Origin of the sequence: Candidatus Latescibacter sp., assembly GCA_030692375.1 — a bacterium.
GTDB lineage: Bacteria > Latescibacterota > Latescibacteria > Latescibacterales > Latescibacteraceae > JAUYCD01.
Window position 1 is genome coordinate 1 of record JAUYCD010000020.1, and the last position, 24,849, is coordinate 24,849.

At 49.5% G+C, this 24,849-nt stretch carries 19 protein-coding genes; 6 read left to right on the forward strand and 13 right to left on the reverse strand.

The window, feature by feature from the left end:
• Nucleotides 1-351: 351 nt before the first annotated feature.
• From Q8O92_01285 to Q8O92_01345, 13 genes are all read right to left on the reverse strand, one after another.
• Complete coding sequence (locus Q8O92_01285) at nucleotides 352-1,077, reverse strand: FRG domain-containing protein (protein ID MDP2981947.1); 726 nt, start codon at nucleotides 1,075-1,077, stop codon at nucleotides 352-354.
• A 136-nt stretch (nucleotides 1,078-1,213) separates the two neighbouring features.
• Entirely contained in the window at nucleotides 1,214-2,548 is a 1,335-nt protein-coding gene (locus tag Q8O92_01290) for a nodulation protein NfeD (protein MDP2981948.1), read from the reverse strand.
• Nucleotides 2,532-2,852 (reverse strand): nucleotidyltransferase domain-containing protein, encoded by a 321-nt coding sequence (locus tag Q8O92_01295; GenBank protein ID MDP2981949.1) that lies wholly within the window; start codon nucleotides 2,850-2,852, stop codon nucleotides 2,532-2,534. Before Q8O92_01295 ends, Q8O92_01290 begins: the two co-directional genes overlap by 17 nt.
• A 329-nt stretch (nucleotides 2,853-3,181) precedes the next feature.
• Nucleotides 3,182-4,708: an SDR family oxidoreductase gene (locus Q8O92_01300; GenBank protein ID MDP2981950.1), complete on the reverse strand. Its 1,527-nt coding sequence runs from the start codon at nucleotides 4,706-4,708 to the stop codon at nucleotides 3,182-3,184.
• Between the two features lie 376 nt (nucleotides 4,709-5,084).
• Nucleotides 5,085-5,528 carry a SoxR reducing system RseC family protein gene (locus tag Q8O92_01305; protein ID MDP2981951.1) on the reverse strand — a complete coding sequence of 148 codons (444 nt, stop codon included), beginning with the start codon at nucleotides 5,526-5,528 and terminating at the stop codon, nucleotides 5,085-5,087.
• Nucleotides 5,525-5,965, reverse strand: coding sequence for a tRNA (adenosine(37)-N6)-threonylcarbamoyltransferase complex ATPase subunit type 1 TsaE (tsaE, locus tag Q8O92_01310; GenBank protein MDP2981952.1), 441 nt, complete (start codon nucleotides 5,963-5,965; stop codon nucleotides 5,525-5,527). Before tsaE ends, Q8O92_01305 begins: the two co-directional genes overlap by 4 nt.
• Nucleotides 5,962-7,509, reverse strand: coding sequence for a response regulator (locus Q8O92_01315; GenBank protein MDP2981953.1), 1,548 nt, complete (start codon nucleotides 7,507-7,509; stop codon nucleotides 5,962-5,964). The genes tsaE and Q8O92_01315 overlap by 4 nt, the downstream gene beginning before the upstream one ends.
• A 19-nt stretch (nucleotides 7,510-7,528) precedes the next feature.
• Entirely contained in the window at nucleotides 7,529-9,178 is a 1,650-nt protein-coding gene (locus Q8O92_01320; protein MDP2981954.1) for a HAMP domain-containing sensor histidine kinase, read from the reverse strand.
• On the reverse strand, nucleotides 9,178-10,575 hold the full coding sequence (locus Q8O92_01325; protein MDP2981955.1) for a sugar transferase: 1,398 nt from the start codon (nucleotides 10,573-10,575) through the stop codon (nucleotides 9,178-9,180). Before Q8O92_01325 ends, Q8O92_01320 begins: the two co-directional genes overlap by 1 nt.
• Entirely contained in the window at nucleotides 10,572-11,735 is a 1,164-nt protein-coding gene (locus Q8O92_01330; GenBank protein MDP2981956.1) for a glycosyltransferase, read from the reverse strand. The genes Q8O92_01325 and Q8O92_01330 overlap by 4 nt, the downstream gene beginning before the upstream one ends.
• 10 nt (nucleotides 11,736-11,745) lie before the next feature.
• Nucleotides 11,746-13,008, reverse strand: a complete 1,263-nt coding sequence (locus tag Q8O92_01335) for a hypothetical protein (protein MDP2981957.1) — start codon at nucleotides 13,006-13,008, stop codon at nucleotides 11,746-11,748.
• A 54-nt stretch (nucleotides 13,009-13,062) separates the two neighbouring features.
• Nucleotides 13,063-14,238, reverse strand: coding sequence for a Wzz/FepE/Etk N-terminal domain-containing protein (locus Q8O92_01340; protein ID MDP2981958.1), 1,176 nt, complete (start codon nucleotides 14,236-14,238; stop codon nucleotides 13,063-13,065).
• A gap of 37 nt (nucleotides 14,239-14,275) precedes the next feature.
• Nucleotides 14,276-16,057 (reverse strand): SLBB domain-containing protein, encoded by a 1,782-nt coding sequence (locus Q8O92_01345; protein MDP2981959.1) that lies wholly within the window; start codon nucleotides 16,055-16,057, stop codon nucleotides 14,276-14,278.
• Between the two features lie 273 nt (nucleotides 16,058-16,330).
• Here Q8O92_01345 and Q8O92_01350 point away from each other — a divergent pair, with 273 nt between their 5' ends.
• The 6 genes from Q8O92_01350 (at nucleotide 16,331) to Q8O92_01375 (ending at nucleotide 24,784) form a co-directional block, all read left to right on the forward strand.
• On the forward strand, nucleotides 16,331-16,942 hold the full coding sequence (locus Q8O92_01350; GenBank protein ID MDP2981960.1) for a sigma-70 family RNA polymerase sigma factor: 612 nt from the start codon (nucleotides 16,331-16,333) through the stop codon (nucleotides 16,940-16,942).
• A 461-nt stretch (nucleotides 16,943-17,403) separates the two neighbouring features.
• Complete coding sequence (locus Q8O92_01355) at nucleotides 17,404-17,847, forward strand: hypothetical protein (GenBank protein ID MDP2981961.1); 444 nt, start codon at nucleotides 17,404-17,406, stop codon at nucleotides 17,845-17,847.
• A complete protein-coding gene (locus Q8O92_01360; GenBank protein MDP2981962.1) occupies nucleotides 17,847-18,857 on the forward strand; it encodes a S1C family serine protease in 1,011 nt (336 codons plus the stop codon). The genes Q8O92_01355 and Q8O92_01360 overlap by 1 nt, the downstream gene beginning before the upstream one ends.
• 191 nt (nucleotides 18,858-19,048) lie before the next feature.
• Nucleotides 19,049-19,417 carry a BlaI/MecI/CopY family transcriptional regulator gene (locus Q8O92_01365; protein ID MDP2981963.1) on the forward strand — a complete coding sequence of 123 codons (369 nt, stop codon included), beginning with the start codon at nucleotides 19,049-19,051 and terminating at the stop codon, nucleotides 19,415-19,417.
• Between the two features lie 5 nt (nucleotides 19,418-19,422).
• The gene (locus tag Q8O92_01370) at nucleotides 19,423-22,464 is read left to right on the forward strand and encodes a M56 family metallopeptidase (protein ID MDP2981964.1); all 3,042 of its coding nucleotides are present in this window, start codon (nucleotides 19,423-19,425) and stop codon (nucleotides 22,462-22,464) included.
• A 91-nt stretch (nucleotides 22,465-22,555) separates the two neighbouring features.
• Nucleotides 22,556-24,784 (forward strand): two-component regulator propeller domain-containing protein, encoded by a 2,229-nt coding sequence (locus Q8O92_01375; GenBank protein ID MDP2981965.1) that lies wholly within the window; start codon nucleotides 22,556-22,558, stop codon nucleotides 24,782-24,784.
• Nucleotides 24,785-24,849: the final 65 nt, after the last annotated feature.

The following is a 24,849-nucleotide window of genomic DNA, read 5'->3' on the forward strand; positions in this document are numbered from 1 at the left end:
TCTCAATTCAGCAATTCCATTCTAATATTCTCAAGACTTAGTAAAAAGAATTATCAAACCAGTTATCGAAAGAATCGCAGATATAACAAAACTTATTAATTTCACAATATCACTAAAAGCAAATAATGGTCTTTTCATAGGATTTGGATGATTAAAATATAAGGTGTTCCATAAATAAGGTATTAAAAGAAAAATGAATGCTTTTACATTGATAATAAATGAAAGAGCCAATAATCCTAAATACAAATAGCCTATACCATTGCGCTCATCTGTAGTCAAGGTTTCACTCTTTCTGTGTAACAAAAAAATGGTGAAATTGCTTAAAGTGAGTTATATAACTATTTAACAAATTTACCAATATACTTGGTCATTAATAAATTGAGCAACCCCATCAAGATTTGGAAAAACGGATGCGGCATGTATTCCACAATTTCGCAACTGAAGTTCTAATTCAAAAGCGCATTTACTATCAATTATCCGTTTCTCCAATTTATCATCTGTAAATGTTTCAGAAGGGAAAGGGTGTGCTGTAAATAAGGCTGACTGAGCTGAAATACGGTTGGAAATATGTTTTGGATAATAAATACAAACGCTTGAAATTTCAAATGGCGATATTTTGTAATTTGTTATTTTAAGAAAATCTTTCGAATAAACATAAATTGCTGAATTATTATGAGAGTTATTATGAACAGCAAAATATGCAGCTATAAGAAGATTATCCGTCCAATCAAGTAGACGTGTTTTTAATCCATGGTGTTGAGCAAGTGCCAGCCATTCCCATTCATTGTCATATTGATATGTAACATAAGGAATAGCACGTCTTTTGAATTCGTCTAATATTTCAATTTCTTGTTTTTTTTTATTAAATTTGCCGCCTTCGCCGCGTCCGATTTTAGGTATCAATTCATATTTTTCGTCCCTAACACCACGATAAATGGCATGAATGGGATCAACACCTGCAAGCCATTTAAAAAATTCATCAGAAGAATAAATTGTTTTTTTATTTATTTCCATGGATTCATGAACCTGATTTGCTTTATTTATCATGGATTCAAGTTCGGGGGTAATTTCATTCATTTTGTACCTTTCTCCGAGCATGGTAAAGATCAGTTCAAAATCGTACATTTAGTCCCGTAAATTCTCCCAACTGTCGACAAATTGTCGGCATTTGAAATCTGTTTCCAAATTGAAGATTTCACTCCGTGACAAAATGTCACGAACTCATTTCTTTCACCACAATCCTCGACCCATGTACCTCGGTGACCACAATTGGCGCTCCCTTTAAAATATATTCTCCTTCGGTCACTACATCGAGGCGCTTCCCGTTTATCTCCGCTTTCCCTGCAGGACGGAGATTGCTGGTCGCGGTTCCGGTCATGCCGACAAGTTCCCCGGCGGTGTCGGCGGAAGAGAAGCCTTCGCTCCGGTTCTCCACTGCGGCCATGATGATCTTGTTGAAGAGGTTCGTTTTCGGGAGAAAGCGGATCACGAAGTATCCGAGGACAACGGTGAGGAGGAATGTCCATCCCATGGTGTGGGCGGCGGTAATGAAATCCCCGCGGCTCGGCATTTTCCCCACAAGGCTGAGAAAAAAACTGGCGAGTATGAGGACGATTCCCACCACACCCGGAATCCCGAAACCGGGGGCGATGAATATCTCGAACAGGACGAGGAGAACTCCCGCCGCGAAAAGCAGGATTTCCAGAATTCCCGCCAGTTTCACAATGTAATGACTGCCGAAGAAGAGCCCGAGGGCAATGAGGGCTATGGTTCCCCCGATGCCCCAGCCGGGGGCTTTCAGCTCCATGACAAGCCCGAGAAATCCGATGGTCAGAAGCAGGGAGCTCACGATGGGATCGGTGAGGAACCGTACCACCCGCTCCGCCCAGTTGATCCGGCTTTCGATGACCGGCGTGTTCTTTTTTCCCAGCCGGGCAAGGATGTCGTCGATACCGGTGACTGTGCCGTTGGAGATGCCGACTGCAAGCGCTTCGGAGTAGGTCAGGGTGAGGAGCTTACCTTTTGCTGTGAGGCCGGGGATGGCGATGTCTTCATCCACCATGGCCTGGGCGATGTCGGTACGGCGATGCTTTGCCTCGGCGGTGGCGCGCATCTGCGCCCGCATGTAGCTGATAACCTTCTCGGAGGCCTTTTTCCCTTCCAGGTCCACCGCTGTCGCCGCGCCGATGGAGGATCCCGCCGCCATGTAGATGCTGTCGCAGGCGAGAGAGATGAGCGAACCGGCGGAGATGGCGCTTTTGTCCACAAAGGCGATGGTGGGAACCTTCGAATTGAGTATGACGTCCTTGATGTCCACAGCGCTGTCGATCCTTCCGCCGGGAGTGTTGACATGGAAGATGATGCCGTCCGCGTGCATCTTTTCCGCCTCGCTCACATTGCGGGATATGAATGCCGCTAGGCCGCCGTCAATGGCGCCTTCTATGGGTACTTTAAGAAAGGCAGCCCATACGAATGGAGCGGTTAAAAAAAGTAACAAGATGATGAAGAAAGGTACTTTTTTTATAAAGGCACTATCGGGAACGTTCATACAACACCTTCCCTTCCTTTGAAGCCGGGCGAGCAATCGTTCCGGGAATCTGCCGTTCGCTTTCATACTCTTCGGGAGTCATGAGTATGATATCCTGAGCGAACCCGGAATCGCGGAGCGTCCAATATAGTTCAGCCAGTATTTCCCGTCGTTTTCCGGTGAATCGGGAAATGACAAGGAGATCTGCATCGCTCCGCTCGTCGGCGGTTCCGCGCGCCTGAGAACCAAAGAGAATGATTCGGTCCGGCTTGAATTTTTCCACAATACTGGCAACCGCTTGGGATAAAAGTATTTTATCAACCATTGTGTACCAATTTTCAGAACCCGTTTCAGAATTAACCTAATTCTCCATGTATATCTAACCCGGATTATTCATAAAGTTAAATAGGTATTATCTCAACTTATTTTTAAACAAACACTTAAGCCTACTCTTTAAAGGCAGCCCCCTAAATCCCCCAAAGGGGGACTTGGTATGGTAAAGATAATAACATGTAAGTTCAACAAAATTGTAAAATAACTGTTAGGCTTTGTCTTTCAGCCGTTTAAGTCCCCCCTTGGGGGATTTAGGGGGCTGTAGTTTAAAAGCTTACAAAAAGAAAATCCTTTTTTATGAATAATCCGGGCTAACTTTCCTCAACTCTTCTTTTCAATGTCCTTGATAAGATCGTTGAAAATATACCCATGAAAGGGAAGAAACACATACCAGTACAACTTCCCGGCTAATGTTTTCGTGTAATAATAGGGAATAACGGAGAGCTTTCTTTTATCTCCATCATCTTCGATGGTAAATTCCAGCCATGCCTTGCCGGGCATCTTCATTTCAGCCCGGAGGAGGAGGCGTTTATTGGGACGAAGGTCTTCGATCCGCCAAAAACCTATGACATCGTTGATATTCAACCTGTTCCGGCTTCTCCTGCCCCGCAAATCACCAACTCCCATGAATATTTTGTCGATCAAACCGCGGAGCCTCCACATCCAGTTGTTGGAAAACCAGCCCTCTTTGCCGCCGACAGTACAGATAGATTGAAACAGCGCCGGGGCTTCCTTTTCCGTTGTAAGAGAATATCGAGTTGTATAATCGGCCCTTTCCCGGAGTTCATCGAGTTTTACAGCAAGCTCATATGCCGGAGGATAAGCGCTGGTCCACCTTGTGAATATGGTATCCTGCTCCTCGATATTCTTTGCCCGCGTGATAGCTTCCCTGTAACTAAGGCACTGAAAAGGAATGCTGACAATGATGGAGGTGGTCTGACAAACTATATCGTTCGTGAGCCCCCCCATTAGATATCTTGTCAATTGTGCAGGCACAGGCGTCAGCAGGCTGGTGAAATATGAAAAAATACCGATATTCCAGGTGGGAAAAGGGATAAAAATTCTTTTCAGTTGATATACTTCGGCGCATACCTTGAGCATCATTTTATAGGTCAGTATATCCGGTCCGCATATATCATAAGATTTTCCCGCTGTGGCAGGTGTTTCCAGAACTCCCACCAGATATTTGATCACATCACGGATGGCAATGGGCTGGCACAGATTTTCGGCCCAGCGGGGAATGATAAAAACCGGAATCCTTTTTACCAGGTGTCTAATAATTTCGTATGAAGCGCTCCCCGACCCGATGATAATTGCCGCTCTCAATATTGTCACCGGAACGGACCCGTGCTGCAGCTCTTCGGAAACCTTCATGCGGCTCCGCAGATGGGGCGATAGCTCGTAATGGATATCGCCAAGACCTCCCAGGTAAATGATCCTCTTCACATGTTCCTGTTCGGCAACTTTTCTGAAATTTGTTGAAGCCTGAATTTCCGCGACTTCCAACTTCTCCGGTCCTAGGAGGAGCGAATGGATGAGATAATAAGCGGTATCAATGCCTGATAGAGCTTTTCGAAGGCTCTCTTTATCCAATGCATCGGCGACAACTACTTCGATATTCGGCCAGAGTTCCTGAGATTCCGGCAATGCAGCTCTCACCATGACCCGAACCCGGTAACCCCTGGCCGTCAACTCAGGAACGAGCCTTCCGCCGATATATCCCGAAGCTCCGGTCACCAGGACTGTTCCCACATCAGGACAGGGTTCGGTCGGCAGATCGTGACAATAGAGATCGGGGTTCTTCCAGAGGGGTATCGATTGCTTTTCTGTATTCGTGTCGTCTGTCATGTTAATATTTACGTTAATCCAGTTAAGCCGGAAAAGGTGATGTTCCGAAATGAGGTGTGTAAAATAATGGAAAATTGCCCGAACAATGATTATCAGGAATGAATTACCCCACAGCAAGCTGCGAGGTATCCAAAGATGATCCCCCTGTCACCTTCGGTGACATCCCCCTTACTAAGGGAGATAAAATAGAAAAACCATTCTACCGCAGTTGGTATCGATTGCCCCCCTTAAAAAGGGGGGATGTCCGAAGGACAGGGGGGATCCTACCCCGCAGCAAGCTGCGAGGAATTCTGAGATTAAACGATGACCACGATGAATTATTCCTTAAAAATCAGGCGAATCATGTAATCAGGCGAATCATGGTTCAGACAATCTTTTATTCCTTCCGACAGTATTCCGCGCCTTCCTCGAAAGATTCAACCACCGCGGTGACTTGGGGATAAAAGGTTTTACCGCCGGAAATGAGGTTGTCCAGGATTTTCAGGAAAAGAAAAGTCAGCCCCAGGAAAAGAAACGCCGCTCCGATGGGCAGAAATCCGCCTCCGAACTGTTTCCCGACCAGGTAGCCGACTATCATGGCCATGATCGGGAGTATCCAGATCAGGGCAGCGGAAAAGATGACTTTCCCCGGCTCGGCCTCGAAGATCACTTTGTCCGAGACCTGGGCGCCGAACTCATTTACCACGGTGATTTCACGGTTGGTGTGGGTGTTTGTGTAGCAATGATCTTTGCCGGCGCACCCGGTACATTCGTATTCGGAAGTAACTTTCACTGTGGCCTTGTTTCCTTTGAGCGAAACAATGACTCCCTGTCCGGTCATGGAATAGTATTCCTTTCAATTTCAATCGCACGGCTGTGATCGTTATCATTGTCGCTGCCATAACGAATGGATACCCGGATGGCGTTCGCCGGGAAATTTTTGCCCATCTTTTCCGCCCATTCCACCAGGCAGATGCCGTCGCTGTATAAATACTCCTCCACTCCGATATCGAGCATCTCCCGGAGGCTGTTCAGGCGGTAGAGGTCCATGTGATAAAGGGTGACCTCTCCCCGGTGCTCGTTGATGAGGGTGAAAGTCGGGCTGGTGACCTCGCCTTCTACCTTGAGAGCGGAGGCAATCCCTTTCGCGAAAACCGTTTTCCCCGCACCCAGCTCTCCGGTAAGAGCGACCACGTCCCCGGAACGGAGCGTCCGGGCGAAAGCAGCGGCAAGGGCGGTTGTTTCCCCTTCGGAGTTCGTGAAATGAATTTCTTTCATCGCGACCTCAGAATACCGATGGGCAGGATCATCTCCTCCATGGATATCCCTCCGTGCTGGAGGGTGTTCCGATAGAGTTTTTCATACTCCCGGAAGTTGTTCGGGTACACCAGATAGTAATCGTCCTTGGCGAAAAGGTAGTTGGTGCCGGCTCCCACTGAAGGAAGGCCGTATGCCTCCGGATTATCGACGAAGAAAACCTCCGAAGGATTGCATTTCAGGTTGCGGCCGTACTTGTAGCGAACATTGGTCGAGGTGGAGCGGTCTCCGCGGACGATGCTCGCCTTTGTTCCGGTGATACTGCCGTGATCGGTGGTCAGAATCACCGTTCCTCCTTCTTCGGAGATCGACTGGAGAATGTCGAGCAGCACCGAATGGCCGAACCAGGACCGGGTGAGACTGCGGAACGCGGCGTCATCGGGGGCGATTTCCTGGAGGATATCGCTTTCCGAGCGATGGTGCGAGAGGATGTCGATAAAATTATATACTACGGTTACACAGCGGTTATCCCGAAGGTTGCCCAGTTTCTTATGAAACGCGGTGGCATTCTCCGTATTGGCGATTTTTTCGAAATGGGGTTTGCGGTCGAGACGGATCCCTTTGCGTGCCAGATACATTTCTAAAAGGGAAGACTCATGGAGATTCATGCCCGTCTCCTCGTGACCGCCGGAGAGATAAAGCTCCGGATAAATCTTGGCGATTTCGCTGGGGAGAAGACCGGAGAAAAGCGCGTTACGGCAAAACGGAGTAGCGGTTGGGAGCAGGGAATAGTAATAAGAGCGCTGCACCTGGAACATCTTTTCCAGCGTTGGCTCGATCGCCAGCCAGTGATCGAGGCGGAAGCAGTCGATAACGAAGATATAGAGCTTTTCTTCGTTTTTTAAGAGCGGGGCGACATACTGGTCAAATACCTGATGGGACAAAAGCGGCCCTTTCCCCTGGATCCAGGAGAGGTAATTCTTCTCCACATATCTGGAGAACTCATGATTGAATTCCACCTTCTGGTCGGCATGAATCTGATTCAGTCCGGAGTCATTGAATTCTTCTATCTCGATGTCCCAGGTCGAAAGACGGGAATGGATGAGCGCCCAGCGCTCATGATCCAGCCCCATGGCAAGCTCCAGCCTGTTCTGGTTGGCCTGCATGGCGTATTCCCGGCTTACCCGCTCGCTGCGGAGCTGACGGGTATCGAGCAGACGTTTGAGCGTGGTGAATATCTGGCTCGGATTTACCGGCTTGATCAGATAATCGCTTATCCGCGCCCCCATGGCGTCATTCATGATGTGCTCTTCCTCGCTCTTGGTGATCATCACTACCGGAAGACCCGGATCAAGGTTCTTGATCTCGGTCAGCACGCTTAGCCCATCGAGTCCGGGCATCATCTCATCCAGGAGTATGGCATCGAACGTCTGCTGTTTCACCAGGGTTATAGCGTCCTCGCCGTTGGAAACGGGAGTGATGTGATAGCCTTTTTTCTCGAGGAAAATGATATGCCCCTTGAGAATATCAATCTCGTCGTCCGCCCAGAGTATGTTACGCTGCATGAAGTTCTGCCTTATGAGGTCAAATTTTTTCTTTTACTGTAGGGAGAATCACCCGGAAAATGGTTCCGGCCCCGGGCTTGCTCTCAAGAAGCATGATCCTGCCCCCGTGGTAATCGTTTATGATCCTTTGTGCCAGGCTGAGTCCCAGCCCCCATCCCCGTTTCTTTGTGGTAAACCCGGGTTTCATCACTTTCCCCTGATCGGAGTGCGGGATTCCTTTCCCGTTGTCTTTGAAATCGAGAATGACATGTTTGAAATCCTTGGTCATCATCCCGGTCACCGAGATACGGCCATCCCTGTTTTCAATGGAGGCGATGGAGTTCTTGATGAGATTTTCGAACGCCCAGTTCAAAAGCTCGTGGTTGCCCATGATCCGCAGATTTCCAGAATAGTTCCCCTCGATAGTCACACTCCTCCCCATGTGGGGAACCCTGGCGCGATAGTAATCCAGTACTTCTTCAATAACGTCCGAAAGCATTAATGGTTGCAATTCCGGGCGGGATCCGATGCTGGAAAACCGCGCAGCCACCCTCGTCAGACGCTTTACATCATACTCCATTTCTGTAACCGCCTGGTCGAGGAGAGAGGGGTCCTGTTCCGTTTTTAAAAGCTCGAGCCAGCCGCCGATAGAGCTGATGGGCGTCCCGAGCTGATGGGCTGTCTCCTTGGCCATACCCACCCAGATAGACCGCTGCTCCGCGTTGGTAATATTCCTGAATCCGATGAATCCGACATAGAGCAGAATGAGAATAACCATGAACTGGATGATGGGAAGCCATCCGATCAACGAGAGAAATTTGAGGTCTCCGTAGTGAAGAAACCAGGTACGGTCCACAATCACCGTATAGATGGGAACGATCTCATACCAGTTCCCTTCCTTTTTTAATCTCTTTGCCGCAGCTTTAAGCTGATCCATCGCTGTCCGGGATGTATCATTCCGGACGATAGTGGGAAATCCCTTCCAGTAGATGGGCTGGCCGGTTTTTTTCATGGCCACGATCATCGGCCAGTTTCCCATATAATTTACACCGTGGAAAATAAGCTGAGGTTTGTTCTCTGTAAGGAAGCGCTCCGGCGGAGAAAAAGAATCTATCTCTTCGATGGAGGAATGAATCTTCAGCCGGTCTTCTTTTGACGGAATGTTCCTGCCGTACAGAAACACACCCAGCGAATCGGTAACCACCACCGGAAAAAACCGCGAAGGAGGTTCCTCGTAAACAATGAGAGTATCGATATGCAGCTCCAGCCGGGGCATGGAGATCGGCTCTGGTCGATTTGTCCTGTCCATCTTTTTCATGAGATCGATAAGTTTCAGCCGCGCTTTCAGGGTGGTGTCGGCGGGGTCTATGCCGACATTTCTCCAGTAACCTTGCACCGGATTCAAATACTTGTCTGAAAAAATGATATCGTAGGGCGATTCCTGGACAACATTTTGGAACATGCTGGTGCTCAGTCCGGTTGTATCGGGATACTTGGGGTCAATGATGCTGATGTAAATCTCCACCTGAGTTTTTATTACCGATTTCTGATAATTCCGCACATGATCGAAAATCATCTGGGTATACAGCCAGAAAGTGAGAGCTATGCCGACAAGGAGGATGAAGATGGTGGCTTTTACAGTCCCTGAAGAGAACCCGGAGAATTTACGTTTTGATGTTATAGAATTCACTAATGAGCACCTTTTGCACCGATTACGACAAAAACTGTGGCGATGAGAATCTTGAAATCCATCGAGAGCGACATGTTCTCGATGTAATAGAGATCATATTTCAACTTTTCCCGTACATCATCGAGCGAGCGGTCATAGTTATGCTTTATCTGCGCCCACCCGGTCAGTCCGGGTTTCACCTTGAGCCGCAGGGGATAGTAGGGAATTTTCTTTTTGAGCTGTTCCACGAAAAACTCCCTCTCCGGGCGCGGGCCGACCAGGCTCATATCCCCTTTGAGAACATTGTACATCTGGGGAAGCTCATCCATGCGCGCTTTACGGATAAATCTGCCGACCCCGGTGATGCGGATGTCGTTCTTATCAGCCCAGACCGGCCCGCTCAATTTTTCGGCGTCAACAAACATGGAACGGAATTTCCAGAGCTTGAACGGTACTCCGCGATACCCGACCCTTTCCTGGATGTACATCACCGGGCCGCGGGTTTCAATCTTTATCGCCGCCGCAATGAGCACCATTACGGGGAGAAACAAAATGATCGCCGCGAGACTTGCCGTAATATCGAAAACCCGTTTAACATTCTTTTCCCAGGGCGGCATAGGTTCTGAAAGTATCCGTATCATCGGGAAACCGTACAGATGGTTGAACATCATTCTCCGGGCCAGAATATCCGCCGGCCCCGGGAGGATGGAAAAGTCCACTTCGTACGAATCCGCTGCTGAAACAAGCCGGAAAATCTCCTCTTCTTCCCTGAATTCAAGGGCGATGAGAACATCGGTGATTTTCAGAGATTGTATAATGGTGTGCAGATCTTTGACAGTTCCTATGACCATGATTCCTTCTACCGATTTCGGGTGACGGCCCCGGTCGATGAGCACCACCCCTTTAACATCATAGCCGAGGGCAGGCGCCTTTTTTATTTTCTTCAACATGTCGGCGGTATACTCGAGCGTGCCGACAATCACCGATGGTCTCAGCCCGATTCCCTTAAGAAGCAGCATCCGCTGCACCGTCCTCACAGCCAGCCGTTCCGCGCCCACCAGGAATACCAGTGATGCCCAGTATCCGAGAACGATGAGTTTAGAGGTGGAAAGAGAGATATCCGAGGAAAAAGCGATCAGGAGGAAAAAAACCCCTCCGACCGTAATTGTCTTGTACACCGAGATAAGCTCATCAAACCGCGAGGCGTATTTCCATTTTCCATAGAGGCCGAACAGCGCAAAAAGAAGAAGCCAGAAGACATTGATGAGCACGAGGGGAAGCAGGAGATGGCTCAGCGGAATGAAAATCTTGTTGGGGGAGATTCCGCTCTGAAAGGACAGCCAGTAAGTGAACACAAACGCCGACAATATCATGATCTGGTCCAAAACCAGAAGAATTTTTACATAGGGCGATTTCACCGTAAACAACCCTCCCTGCAAACCTCTTCATATACCTTCACAATCCGTTTTGCGATTTCTGAAAGGGAGAAACGCTCCCTCACAGATTCCGCAAGCCGTTCCGGTCCAAGAATGCCTCTCCGAAACAGCGCTTTCACTATCGCATCCCCCAATGGTTCCGAATCACCGGGCGGTACAAGAAATCCAAGACCCTCCTTTACAATTTCTTCAGGGCCGCCGGAGCGTGTCGCGACTACCGGCCTTCCGCAGGCGAGAGCCTCAACCGCTACAATTCCGAAACCCTCGCTGATACTCGGGAGAGCGAGAACATCCGAAGCCCGTATCCATACGGGGAGTTCATAGTTCGGCACTTTTTCATGGATTCTCACCCGCCGCTCGATCCCCAGATCCCGTATCTGTTTCCGATAGACAGCGCTGTCCTTTCCGCCGGGACCGGCCCCGACGAGTACAAGCTCGCACTCCGGATGAAAATACTGCACCTCAGGCAATGCCCCGATAAGATATTCAATGCCTTTAACCGGTAAAAAGTTCCCGATGAAGATGACTCGCGGCAGGTCAGGGTCAAATCCGAGCTTCTTACACGCCTCCCGCTTTTCTCCGGGAGTAAAAAGGGAAGTATCGATTCCGTTCGGAATAATTTCAATTTCCGTGGTTACACCGATTTCCCGGAGGGTGTTTTTCAGATCGCGGCTGACAGAAATTATGCGTGCGGAAGAGTTAAGAGTTCCGACTATCGCCGGTCTGAGAGATGGGTTCATGGCGCAGATATTGACATCGCTTCCGTGCACGGTCACCACCACCGGATACAGACGTCTGAAAGCCTTCACAGCAGCTACCGCGTCGGGAAAAGCATTATGCACATGCACAAGGTCGCACCCTGAGAAGAATTTTCCGGCCAGCGAAAGAGAAACGGACAGGCTTTTCGGACAAAGCGATTGGAAAAACCATCGGGGGAAACCCAGCGAAAACGGCCGCAGCACCGGGTATCCGCGCGGCGCTGTCCAGGAATGCGGCTCACCCAGCCAGAACTGGTTAAAAAAGGGCGCTATTAATCGTATATCAACATGTTCCATCAGGCTGTCCAACTCTTCTTTGACATACGTCCCGAAGAATGGGTTGCGGGCAGAGGGGTAATACAGGGAAACCACACCTATTCTCATGCCGGGCTCCTCAGAAATATTTTTTTAGCCTCGCAGCAACGTAGGTGATATCAGAAAAGCGCGGAACATAAAGCTCGATGAGACCTGTCCCCGAAATCTTTTTGAAGTAAAGACTGGTATACAGCATCCAGCCCAGGCTTGCCAGAGTGAAAGACAAAGCGACCCCACTCACTCCCATATGGCCGATGAGCAAAAAGTCAAGAAGCAAAGCCAGCCCGGCGGCCACAAAAGATGAAAGGATAATCCGCAGGGGATACCCGTGCGCCCAAAAAAAACCGTTCAACACACTCCCCGAATTAATGGCTATCATACCGGGAAACATGATGAGCAGGGGGAAATATGCCGCCATATACTGGGAACTGGATATAATGGTAATGAGGTTTTTGCCCAGGAGTACACCGGCCGCCGAAGCTACCAGGGAAAAGAGCATCACATTTCGGGCGGTAAGAACGGTCATCCTGGATCCCGAAGTTATATCCTGCCGAACTACATTGGAAAGGAGAAACCCTGAGGTCACATCGGCGAAACGCTGTAGAACTTGGAATACCCTGAAACATACGGAGAAAACCGCCAGCATGGTGAATGTTTTCACCGGGTCACCGATTATCGGCCCGATGGCGAAAACATGAATATTGATCATGAGAAACATGCCTATTATGGCCAGCCAGGACCGTACACCAAGTTTGCGTGATTGATTAAAAACACTCCACGACGGCCGTAGAGAATATCCATGAACTGCCATATGAGAAAATAAAGCCCAAACCATTCCAGCCAGTCCGCTTATCGCCCAGGCAAGAAGCACCGCATGAAGCCCCTTGTGAAAAACCGTCAGGAACAAGAGATTGAGAAAGAAGAAAACACTTCCCCCGACGATATGCGTAAGCCCGTAAGACATCGGCCGCTGGCTCACCAGGAGAAGCACCTGAGAGCTGTCCCGTATGATAAGAATAATCGCCACCCCGACCGCTGCCAGGATATACAACCAGGGAATACCGGGAAAGAGTGTCTCTATTAAGGGGGTTAAAATGTATAGAACAGGGATGAGAATGATTCCGAGAATGATACAATACCAGATTGTATTGGCGACCAGGGTTTTACTCAGACTTTTGGCGCGGCCGGCGATGTTCATATTGGAGAGCCGGAGCCAATCACTGGAAAAAAAGGAAATAAATAGAGAGAAACGCACGATAAGGAAGAAAAGGCCGTTATTCTCCTTATCCAGACAAATATAGAGAAGCTTATTATTAAGGAAGGTGAGAGCCAACAATATCATGTTGGCCCCCAGTACGATAGAATACCCTTTAAGAAAACCCATATCGGCGTGACATTACCTGTCAATCCTCATAAACCGGCTTAATTGCTCGAGTTTTCTCTGGTTTTCCATGCTCAAGCCGGACAAACGGTTGAAATACTCGATCATGATGATCGTAACCAGGGAGAAAAAGATCGATGCGGCGCCGGCGATCAGGACCATTAGGAAAGGTTTCGGTCTCGAAGGTTTTATCGGGGGTCTGGCCCGGTCGATAACCGAAACCGTGGAAGTGTTGTTCACCTGCTCGATTCTCGATTCCTCGTACTGGTTCCGGAGGAGTTGTTCCAGCATGCCTAGAGCCGTGATGCGCCGTGACAGCTTTTGGTACTCCATTACCAGCGCCGCCGATTCCTGCAAGGGGACAAACAACGTTTCACGTCCCTCCTTGGAACCGCCGAACCGCATGTCATGGAGCTGCTCTTCACGGAACTGGAGTTTTTTCTGCGAATCTTTGACCATGGGATTATCGTTGGTGAACGACTTCGATTTCATTTCCTTGAGCTGGTTTTCAATCCTCATGATGTCCATTTCCAGTTCAGCGGTCACCGTAAGAGCGATTCGTTCCTGCTGGAAAGGAGAAATCGCCTTGGTTTCCGTCTGAAATTTTTTCAGATCCATCTCCGCCTGTTTCAGCGCCTGGTAATTCTCAATCAGCATCTGCTCGATGAAATCCGCCCGTTCTCGTGATACACGCTGATTAATGGACTGGTTTACCGAATCGAGCACGACAATGTACATATTGCAGAGGTCAGCCGCCCGCACCGGGTCCTTGTCTTCATAATCGACCTTAATCAGACCTTCCTTGGTAAGGGACACATTGGTCAGTTTTTTCAATCGGGCGACAGCGGTATCCCGGTCTGGGACTCCATAGAATTTTACCAGATTGAATTTATCGACCAGGATGATTTCTACTGTCTGGCTTTTGAGAATACCCATGAATATATCGGTTGGAGAACCTTGGGTGCCGAGACGGAGCGTTGTAACCTGGCTGGCGAGCTGTTCGGCGAAACCGAATCCCTTTTTTATTTCATGGGGAGGCATTAAAATTGTAGCAGTCTTGTAATACCTCGTCATGAATATGCTGGCAACGCCGGTGAGAAGGCAAATGACGATAAAATTCAAAAGGATCAATTTTCTGGCTTTATAAAAAATATACACATATTCCAGGATATTTATTTCTTTATTCTCCATACTCACTCCTGAAAGACAACTTAAGCGAACGGCTTGTTTAGAAGTTTTTAAGCTGTTTGGCTAAAATAACAATCGTGGCCGCATTGGCTAAAAAGGTGGCGGCATCCTTTACTGCGTTCCACGTAGCGAATGGTTTTGTTTCCGGCACATGAATGGTATCGCCGGCTTCTAAAGGAATGTTTTTGCTCAATTTGAAATATTGCCCGGTTTTGGCTTTAATAATCCGTGACTTGCTGATGTCTGCATTGAAATTGTACCCGCCTGCTTTCCCGATGTAAAAATTAACGTCCGATTTCTGCTCCCACTTGATGTAGCCGGGCTGCTGCACCGCTCCGGTAACCCTTACCAGATCACGGTTTGCCGGGATGGTGATAACATCCCTGTTCACCAAGAAGATATCATTGCTCAGATCGTTACCGGTGAAAAGCTTGACGAAATCAATAGAGATTTCTCCGGGCCGTGACCGGGACAGGCTTTTGAAGAAGTCGTATTCCTGCGGGGTCATGTCCGCTACCGCCATTGTGCGAAGGCGCTGGTATTCAAGGTCCTGGGCGGTAGTGGAGGATCTTCGGATGATACGGGCCTCATCCAGGTTGGCATTCACGGTAAATCCGCCCGCCATAGTGATGATATCAGTCAGCGTGGTTTGATTCTCAGTGATGGGATATACGCCGGGATACCGCACTTCTCCGCCAAGGATCACATCGGCGATGGTTTTGTAGTCGAATTTCTTCCAGACGGAAAGACGGTCTGACTCATGGATAAGATATTTGGGATCATCAGGATTGAGGTACAGGGCATCATAAAGGTTAATATCAATATTGATAAGGTCTTTCCCTTTACCATCAAAGCGGACGAGAGTGGCACGGGCAGTATCTGCTACCGAAGTGATTCCACTTCCAAATTTAACAAGATCAAGCACCCGGTCACCGGGTTTAAATTCATACCTGCCCGGGTTATTGACATTGCCGTAAATAAACGTGCTGCCGATATAGGGAGGCACCTCGATACGGTCCCCGGCGCTCACGTAAGGGTTTGCTTCGAGATCGCCGAATTTACGGAAACGCTGGAGATCTACTGGAATATCCTTGTCTCCCCGGTGTACCACAATGGATCGCTGACTCGATTCTCTCCTGAGAGAAGGTTCATACTCTTGTTCCTGCTGACGGGTCAAGACCACATTTTGAATCTCCATTATATTTAAACCTGCACGTTCTACAACATCGGACACCCGCTGGATTGGATGGGAAACCACTGCACCCGCTCTGCTTACGACTCCAGAAACATACAAACGAAAATATCTCGGCCGGACGAGAGTCACGGAAATATCAATACCGCTGTATTTTTTGCTAACAAATTTTTTAATCAGTTCTTTCGATTCTGCGAGCGTATGGTCGGCAACTTCCACGGAACCGACAGTACGGATATTGACTGTGCCTTCAGGAGATACCGTTAAACGAAACTGCATATCCAGTTCTCCCCAGAGATAGAGATTAAGCAAGTCGTCCGCACCGATGATATATTTGTCCGGGTCTATTTTATTCATGTCGAAAAAGACTGGCAAAGCCTCAGGAGCCGGTTGCTCCCCGGGTAGTAATTGTTCCTTTTTCTCTTCCGGAATAATACTTGGCACATTGACATCTCCCACTTCCATGCCTGCCTGGGGATTAACCGGCTGGTTGGCCATGGTTCTCAGACCCGGCAGATTGCTGTAATCTATCATTTGATCAAAAGACTGGCAGGGAGAAAACGGAGCATTAATAAATACACACATCATGACGAGAAGAAAAACAAGAAATCGTTTTATGGAAAAACTCACCGGTACAGCCTCCTTGTACAACATAGAGGAAAAGCTCGAAATTGTATGATATGTAACTTCCTAAGATAATAATTTTGTTTCGTTTTGCAATACAATTTTTTATGTTAGTCAGTATCTGCCTGTTTGACATGATGTGTTACAGATTACCCCGGTTACTTCTCATTTTGGGGAATTGAGTAAAAAGAGAAGAAATTCTTTCCGCAGAAAAATATTTTTCGGAACCGAAAGCTTCCTTCGGTCGTATGCTTATATACGAAAGCAGGAGGTGATAACATGCTGATGGCGCCACTTATGAAAACCAATCATGATACTGTTCCTGATAAAGATCTCCTTTTCGATCTGGTAAACGGAGATATGGATGCCTTCGATGTTATCGTGGGAAGATACAAAAACAGGCTTATCAACTTTGTGTACCGTTTTGTCAAAGATTTTGATGTGGCCGAGGATATAGTCCAGGAAACATTCCTCAGAGTGTTTCGAAAAAGACGTGATTATAAAGCGATAGCGAATTTTTCCACGTGGATTTTCACCATAGCGGGCAACCTTGCGAAAAGTGAACTCCGTCGCCGTAAACGATGGAAATTTCTTTCCATAGATGCTACAACCGAAGATGAGAAAACCTTCGATATTCTAGATCCCGGTATGAAACCGGACCGGGCTACGGCTGTACGGATGCTGGATGAACATGTTCATGATTCCATCGATCTCCTTCAGAGCAAGTATAAGGAGGCATTGATTCTGAGGGATATCGAAGGGATGAGCTACCAGCAGATAGCCGAAATCATCGGTGTTCCGGTCGGAACGGTGAAATCGAGGGTAAACCGCGCCCGGATCAAGCTTCAGAAAAAACTGAAAGGGCATACCCCGCAGGATGAACTCCTGTAATCCGGGTTAAAATAGATGCCGAAACGGTTTTATCGTTCCCGCGAAGCGGCAACAAGTTCGGCATGACACGAGTCATCCTGAACTCGTTTCAGGATCTGTTCAATAATAAATTGTAATTGAAGAGCCAATTGCAAAAGTCGATTTTAAATGAAAAAATGATAAGTTTTATTACTTCAGCCCCCTACCCCTCAGTCCCTTGCCGCTTCGCGGGAACGATGAAACCGTTTACCCCCGAAGGGGGCTGCTTCAAATATCGACTTTTGCAAAAAGCTCTGAATATTCAGAATAAAGCAATAATCAAACGGAGGTTCAACGATATCGTGAAAAGTGCTCATGAAGGGTTTTATACCTGTTCCATCTTTCGAAAGTACATTATGGATTTTGTTGATGATGAACTTTCCGGGGAACTACGATCGGACTTCCTTGCTCACGCACTGAGTTGTCCGGTATGCGAAAGAGAGTTGCAGAAAATTCAATATGTAAGAAGGCTTCTGGCCAATCTTACCCCTTTAACCGCTTCACCTGAGTTTGATTTCGAATTGAGGGCGCGCCTCATTCGAGAGAATACTCTCATACGCAATCCATTCTATCGTATGCGCCTTTATATCAGTGAAAATATAAGGGCTTTCATCACCGTACCGGCTGCTGCGGCGCTCCTTATAGCGGGATTATTTTTCTACTCCGGGAACGGAGTGAATCATAATTCCGGCACTCAGATTACCAGCAAAATTACGATAGAAAATAATGATCCTGCTGTCCGGGCTTTTGCTGATGCTCCCGACGAAGATGTGAATTATGTGCTGGAGTCAGTCGGAGAGAGCGAGACCGGGATCGGTACTGCGCCACGGAACACCTCCGCGGCGAGAGCAATTTCAACCAATACTGTTACCTTGATAAGTTTTTAATGGTGATGAAAAAAACTCTTTTATTCGGGAAAACATTCCTTGCCGCGGTGATACTTTCCGGGGTAAACGGTCTGACTGCTCAAGCAGGCGCCCCGGGTGATAACTCCTCTATCCCGCTCGGGATAAAAGAGAAATTCGGCAGCTCTGTTTTTACCGTACACGCCTATCCAAAAATGCCTTCCCTGAAAAACGGAGAAAACGGTATAAAAAAACGCCGTAATGTGGGAACTGCTTTCCCCCTGGACAACCAGGGGTATCTCCTGACCCTGAATTGTGTGTGCAAGGAAGCAGAAAAAATTATGATTCAGGGAAACCGGGGGGTAAAATTTGATGCCGTAGCAGTGGGATGTGATGAAACCGGCAGAATCGCTGTCCTGAAAACTGGTATTCAGACCCTGTTTTCCATACCTCCCATCAGGCCGATGAATTCCATGAAACCTGGCAGCAAAGTAGTTTTCCTGGGAATTCCTCCGGGGAAAAATCTTTCTACCATGACAGGGATTGTACAGTCTGTTCATGAATCCGACGGCACCATCCTCGTTACAGTTTCAGGGGAGCCAGGCACTGCGGGTACCCCGGTTTTCGATGAAACGGGGCAGATTGTCGGGATTCTTGCATACCGCCTCGACGAGAAGGAAAATCCGGCTGTATTTCCATCGCCGAAAAAAACCTATGTGGTTTTTTCCATGGAATATGTTTCCGTAGTGGCGCGGTCTGTTATCCACAACGCTGAAGCCCGTGGCGGCTGGCTGGGTGTATCCGTTGCTGTCAACGGAGGTTTTATTCAGAATGTGGTCAAGGCAAGCCCCGCAGATAAATGCGGTATCAAACCCGGAGATACGATCGCAGAGATTAACGGATCGCCGGTTTCTTCACCCGACTGCCTTGTCGGGGTGATGAGTTCCACCCGTTCGGGAGAAACAGTACGCCTCAAAATTCTCCGCAGCGGTGAACCGCTCTTTTTTACCGTAAAACTGTCCGAACATCCCCCAATGACCCCCATGAAATAACTGAGGCGCCCCCTCGGCAGATATACAATAAAAAAGCCACAGCGGATAGAGAATCGAACCATCCGGTAAGTGATCTCTGTATTCCCTGCGGCTTTTTTTATAAAAATTAAAAAAAGTTCTTGACAAATCATCTAAACTGGTAATATTATACATGTAGTATTAAAGCCTTAGCTTATAATTGGGAGGAGCAGATGCAAAAACTGGAAATAGGAAAAGGGCAGATGAAAGTCCTTAGGGTGCTCTGGGAAAGAAAACGGGCAACCGCGCAGGAAATCACCGACATCCTGAACAAGACCGAACCCATCAAGTTCAGTACCGTATCTACATTTCTCCGCACCCTGGTGCATAAGGGAGTGGCGGGGTACGATATCGAGCAGCGCACCTACATCTACTATCCGCTGGTGAAAGAGGAGAGTATTGCGAACCATGCTGTGAAAGACCTGATCGACCATGTTTTTGCGGGTTCCATGGAGGGGCTTGTCTCTTTTATTCTGAATAAAAAATATATATCGTTGGAAGAACTTGCGAAAATTCAGGAGAAGCTCGACAAAAAGGAGTAACAGCGATGTGGGCGGCCTTTCTTAACCGGTTTCCCGGCTTGTCGGATATCACAATGCTTTTTGGACTCAACCTCCTGATCCATTCTACCCTGATCATCCTCATCGGGCTGGGGGGACTCTATATCCTGAGGAAGAAGCGGAGAGGAACCGCTTCTCAATCGCTTTTGCTGTGGTTCTGCCTCATTGCAGTGCTATTAACTTCTCCGGCGTTACTTATTTCTTCTGCTGCCGGGGTGAGAGGGCTGTATATACCAATTCCGCTGCCCCGTGTTCCGGCTGTCTCTGCGCCGGTTGTATCCGCACCGCAGGCTTACCCGCCCATATCGCCTTCAACCCCGACCGGAGGGCAATCAGGCCTGGAAGAAAACTCTGCCGGACAGCAGCCTGCTGGAAAGATACTGGCAACTGCGCCTCCCGCCAAACAACAGCCGGTTACGACAGCGCCGGTGAAACCACGATCTGTTCCCGCCGCGCCGAAATCAGCTCTCTTGCCGAAGAAAACAGTAATTCCACATACATCTACTCACAGTATACTGCCAAGTATTGCAATCCTGTTTTCTCTCTTCTGGATCGCGCTCTCCCTGTTTCTCGCTTTGAGGTTCGGAGCGATTACCCTGTATATCCGCCGTATCCGCCGCCTGTCTTCACCCGCCGAACCGCGCCATACCGCACTGTGCAGGGCGGTCGCCGATGAACTGGGGATTTCTGCGCCCCAAATCCTCCAGAGTCCCTATGTAACGAGCATCCTCCTCACCGGGTTGTTCCGTCCGGCGATTCTCCTGCCTTCCGGCGGGAACGAAATTGTCCTGGCTACCCGTGAGGTTTTCCTCCATGAACTCGCCCACCTGGCGCGCCGTGACCCGTTCTGGCTCCACCTGTGCCAACTGGCGAAAATTATTTTTCCGTTCCAGCCCCTTTTATGGGTACTCTCACGGCATATAGAGGAGTTGAGCGATTTTGCCTGCGATGATTTTGTCATCCGTCACACCGGTTTGAACAGGCCGTATGCGACTCAGCTTTTCAATCTCGCCCGATCGTTCCAGCCCCAGGGCATCGAGGCGAGAGCCGGATCAGGCATTCTTTCCTCCCGATTCCCGCTTTTGCGGCGCATCGAGCGAATCCTTGACAATACATATACCCGTCACATTACAGCGAGCGCAAACGAGGTCATGTCTTTCTCGATCCTCTTCCTCTGTGCGGTCACCATGACGGGATTCATCGGTTTACGCGCAGAGGGCGCAGTCGGCAAAACCTATGCCTCTGAACACCGCTTACGGGATAATGGGAAACCCAAAGCGAAGATGAGTACTCTTCTCCATAAACCGCTTTCTGCCGTACTCGCCGGACGTACCATGATACAGGAGCAGGCAGCCGCGGAGGAAAGCCGTGAAGAAGAAACTACACCGGCTGGAGAGCGGGAAAACGATCCTTCTCCATCTGCCGAATCCATTCCGCCCGCCGGTGAATCTACTCCTGCAGAATCGCCAGCCCCGGTTATCCTGGCTATGGCGTCCATAGATCAGGAAATGACACGGATTTCATCCCAGCCCGATGCAGTTTCCTCGCAAAAACCGGAGGAACAGAAACCGGGAGCCGACGCAGATAGTGCCGTTTTTGAAGTTCGCCCTGAAGAAGCGAAGCCGGTGCAAAAGGAACTGTCTGGAAAAACCACCGCATCGTCTGCCACCGAATCCCGCGAAAAATCTTCTTCAAAAACGGAAAACGCACAATCCATGCAATTCTTCCCCGATCTCCGTGAACTCAGTTCTGCTGTTACCGACAAAAGGGAAACAGTGACTGCCAAGACTGGCCCGCTGGAGATTTCCATCCCTGGCGGGCTTCCTTCCGCTCTTCGCGAAAGCCTGGAGAGCGGCCAGCAGAATCCGGTGTGGTCACCTTCGGGTAAGATTATCGCGTTTACAGGTAGCAGTGGCATGGGTATCTGGGCGGTTTCAGCGCAGGGAGGAAAGCCGATTCTCGTTCTTGACAACACGAACGAACCTGTTTCCAAAGAAATCGTATCGTCGGGGGGAATTTCCCGCACCCTCTGCTTCACACCCGACGGCAGGGAAATTACATACTTGAAATTCATCCCCAAACCCGCAGGAAGCGGTGTAAAAAAGGAAGCATCTGCGGAAGCTGTCTCCCTCATGCCGGTCATCGAGAATATCAATCTTTTCACCGGCGAGCGGCGGGTTATTGCGGAGGGCGCGACCGAAGGCTCCTGGAGCAGGGACGGGCGATATTTCGTATACGCGGAAGGCGATTCGCGCGGCATCGGCGTCCTCGACACTTCGACCGGGAAACGGCGAGTGATTTCGGAAACCGGGCTTTCGCCCTGCCTGACCCCAGACGGCCTCTCCATCATTTATGTGGACCAGGGCTGGGTTGATCTCTTCTATCAGCTTTACCGGGCGCCCATCGCCGGAGGGAAACCGGAGCAGCTCACCACCGACGGGAACTGGTGGGGGCCCCAAATCTCCCCCGACGGCGAATGGGTGCTTTGCACGGGATACGGAATCTCCCGATACAGTCAGTACGCTCTGCTGCGGGTTTTCAACCTTCGCGAACGCATGAGTTACTTTATCAGGGTCGAAGGCGCGGAGACCGCTGAAATGGGCGCCTGGTCACCCACCGGCCGCCAATTCTGCTACACTCGCATCAGTGACATGATAAAAGATGGATTCACCTCCCGCCGGAGCACCATATACATCGATAATTTCCAGTCGTCGAGCCTCAACCGGCCGGCGGCGGAAACAACCAAACCCTCAGAATTCAAACTGGTCGGCAACTTTCCCAACCCGTTCAATCCTTCCACTACGATCCGCTTCTCTATCCCCTCGGCGGGGCCAGCGGAACTGGAAGTATACAACATGATGGGCCAGAAAATCCGCTCGCTCGTCTCCGGCCGCCTGGAAGCGGGAATGCATTCCATCGTCTGGAACGGACGCGACCAGGAGAACAGACCGGTGTCATCCGGAACCTATGTGGCTCGACTGAAGATGGAAGGAAAGGTTGAGACCCGCCGGATGACGCTGGTTAAATAAAGACAGGCACTTAGGCACTCAGGCGCTGCTTTTTTAATTGACTTTTCTCCATCTTCAGTTCCACTCACACCCCTTTCAAGGGAGATATGTTATGTACCGTACTCATCACACCATGCAGAACGCCGGGCTGTGGTTTCTTTACATCCTGGCTGCGGCGATTTTGTTCCTTGCCGCACCTGTGGCCGCGCAGGAATCGACCGTCAGCTATCCCAACGGTAACTTCATCTGGGACATGGAAATCCAGGGCAACTATGTCTGGTGCGCAACAACCGGGAGTCTTGTCCGATGGAACAAAGCGGACGGAACCTACCGTCAGTACACCGAAAAAGACGGGCTTGCGGATTACGGGGTTTATTCCATAACCAAGGATGCCCAGGGCAATCTCTGGCTCGGAACGAGGAAAGGAGCACAGCGCTTTGACGGCGCCGCGTTTACCACGTTCAATACCGCGAACAGCGGGCTGGTGAACAACGCCGTTCATGCTGTCGCAGTGGCGCAAAACGGCGTGATCTGGATCGGTACCACAGCAGGTCTTTCCCGTTTCGACGGGAAAACCTGGACGAATTACACAACCCAGAACAGCGGCATCCCCTATAACTATATCAATTCCCTTGCGGTGGACCGAAACGGTGTGGTCTGGCTCGCGCACTATGAGTATCTGAAATATAGGGGAGTGAGCAGCTTTGACGGAACCACCTGGAAAACCTACACCACAGAAAACAGCGGGTTGAAAGACAATTCCGTCATCACCATCGCGGTGGATGACAAGAACACAAAGTGGTTCGGCGCATCCCTGACACTCATCAGCTTCGACGGGCAGACCTGGGCCGAGCATGCGGTTCCCTATGTAAACGATATGACCGTGGACAGCAAGGGGGCGCTCTGGGCCGCCGCGGGCGGCGTGCCCTCCGGAATCTCACCGCCCTCGGCGTACAGTTTGTCGAGCTATAACGGCAAGTCCTGGACCACATACCCCCTTGACGCCAAATTTGACCGCCCCACACTGGCTTACACCCGGGTCCGTGTCGATGCCGACGGCACGGTCTGGTTTGTCACTCAGGAGTATTATGGGTCGTTGAGCCTCCACAGCTATAACGGCACGATGGTCAAAACTTACCTTACTGATGGCCCTCTCAACTATTCTTTCTCGGGAATTGCGATAGACAGCATGAACCGGAAATGGTTCGCCACTTACCACGGCGTCTCGTGTTTCGATGGCAAGTCCTGGGTAAATCACCTCTTTACCCTTACGACTGATGATGTCGGCACGACTGTGAATCTTCAAAGCACGAATTTATTTGCTAATTGGATTAAGGGGATAGTAGTAGACCGGGAAAATGTGGTATGGGTATGCTCCGAAATCGGTCATGTTGCAAGCTATGACGGGAAAGCATGGAAACTCTATACTCATACCAGGGACTCAACATTCGTGGGCGGACTTACCTATACTATTGTTGTGGACCGGAATAATGTCAAATGGTTTGCCGGAATATATATCAAGAGCTACGACGGGAAAACCTGGACAAACTATCAACAATACAAGACCTTCGCGGCGTACTCCGGGGCAGTGGATAATGATAATGTAAAATGGTTCGGCACGTTCAAAGAAGGCGTCTGGAGCTTCGACGGCACAACCTGGACGAATTATTATACTTCCAACAGCCCGCTCAAAGGCTCTATCTTGAGTGCAGCGGCAGACCAGAACAACGTCAAATGGTTCGCCAGCAATGATGGTATGATTTATAGCTTCGACGGCGCAGCCTGGAAAACATACGGCCAGGAGGTCACCGGCGTTAAGTATCCCTATAGTCTCTATGTGGATCGCAACAATGTCCTGTGGGTGCTTCACAACCCCCTGATATCTTTCGACGGTAAAACCTGGAAAACCTGGCCTGACATTAAGCTCGGGTCTCTGAGCGCCATTGCATTGGATGCCGACGGTTATATGTGGGTTGCCTCGATCTACAGCGTCGGCGAGGGCGGCACACTCTCCGCGATGAAGCTCTCCACCGGGCCGACCGTGGTGGCGGAAACCGTGCCGGTGAATTTCGCCATCACCGGGAATTATCCCAACCCATTCAACCCTTCCACCACCATCTCCTTCTCACTGACTGAAACCGGGCGGGCCAGCCTGGCAGTCTACAATGTAACCGGCCAGAAGGTACGTGAGCTCGTGTCAGGAACCCTGCCTGCCGGGTGGCATTCCGTGGTCTGGGACGGCCGTGACCAGAACGGCAAACCCGTTTCGTCCGGGATATACATTTCCCGCCTGATGATGAGAGATAAGGTTACGGCGAACCGGATGCTGCTGATGAAGTAGTTGACTGAGCTTGTCGAAGTCAGCGGTATTTCCCTCACCCCCTACCCCCTCTCCCGCAAGCGGGC

Coding starts and splice junctions, on each gene's coding strand:
- Q8O92_01370 (MDP2981964.1), top strand. CDS start 19,423: ATGTGGGCGGCCTTTCTTAACCGGTTTCCCGGCTTGTCGGATATCACA.
- Q8O92_01350 (MDP2981960.1), top strand. CDS start 16,331: ATGCTGATGGCGCCACTTATGAAAACCAATCATGATACTGTTCCTGAT.
- Q8O92_01335 (MDP2981957.1), bottom strand. CDS start 13,008: ATGATATTGTTGGCTCTCACCTTCCTTAATAATAAGCTTCTCTATATT.
- Q8O92_01340 (MDP2981958.1), bottom strand. CDS start 14,238: ATGGAGAATAAAGAAATAAATATCCTGGAATATGTGTATATTTTTTAT.
- Q8O92_01315 (MDP2981953.1), bottom strand. CDS start 7,509: ATGCAGCGTAACATACTCTGGGCGGACGACGAGATTGATATTCTCAAG.
- tsaE (MDP2981952.1), bottom strand. CDS start 5,965: ATGAAAGAAATTCATTTCACGAACTCCGAAGGGGAAACAACCGCCCTT.
- Q8O92_01295 (MDP2981949.1), bottom strand. CDS start 2,852: ATGGTTGATAAAATACTTTTATCCCAAGCGGTTGCCAGTATTGTGGAA.
- Q8O92_01365 (MDP2981963.1), top strand. CDS start 19,049: ATGCAAAAACTGGAAATAGGAAAAGGGCAGATGAAAGTCCTTAGGGTG.
- Q8O92_01305 (MDP2981951.1), bottom strand. CDS start 5,528: ATGACCGGACAGGGAGTCATTGTTTCGCTCAAAGGAAACAAGGCCACA.
- Q8O92_01375 (MDP2981965.1), top strand. CDS start 22,556: ATGTACCGTACTCATCACACCATGCAGAACGCCGGGCTGTGGTTTCTT.
- Q8O92_01290 (MDP2981948.1), bottom strand. CDS start 2,548: ATGAACGTTCCCGATAGTGCCTTTATAAAAAAAGTACCTTTCTTCATC.
- Q8O92_01330 (MDP2981956.1), bottom strand. CDS start 11,735: ATGAGAATAGGTGTGGTTTCCCTGTATTACCCCTCTGCCCGCAACCCA.
- Q8O92_01360 (MDP2981962.1), top strand. CDS start 17,847: ATGGTGATGAAAAAAACTCTTTTATTCGGGAAAACATTCCTTGCCGCG.
- Q8O92_01300 (MDP2981950.1), bottom strand. CDS start 4,708: ATGACAGACGACACGAATACAGAAAAGCAATCGATACCCCTCTGGAAG.
- Q8O92_01285 (MDP2981947.1), bottom strand. CDS start 1,077: ATGAATGAAATTACCCCCGAACTTGAATCCATGATAAATAAAGCAAAT.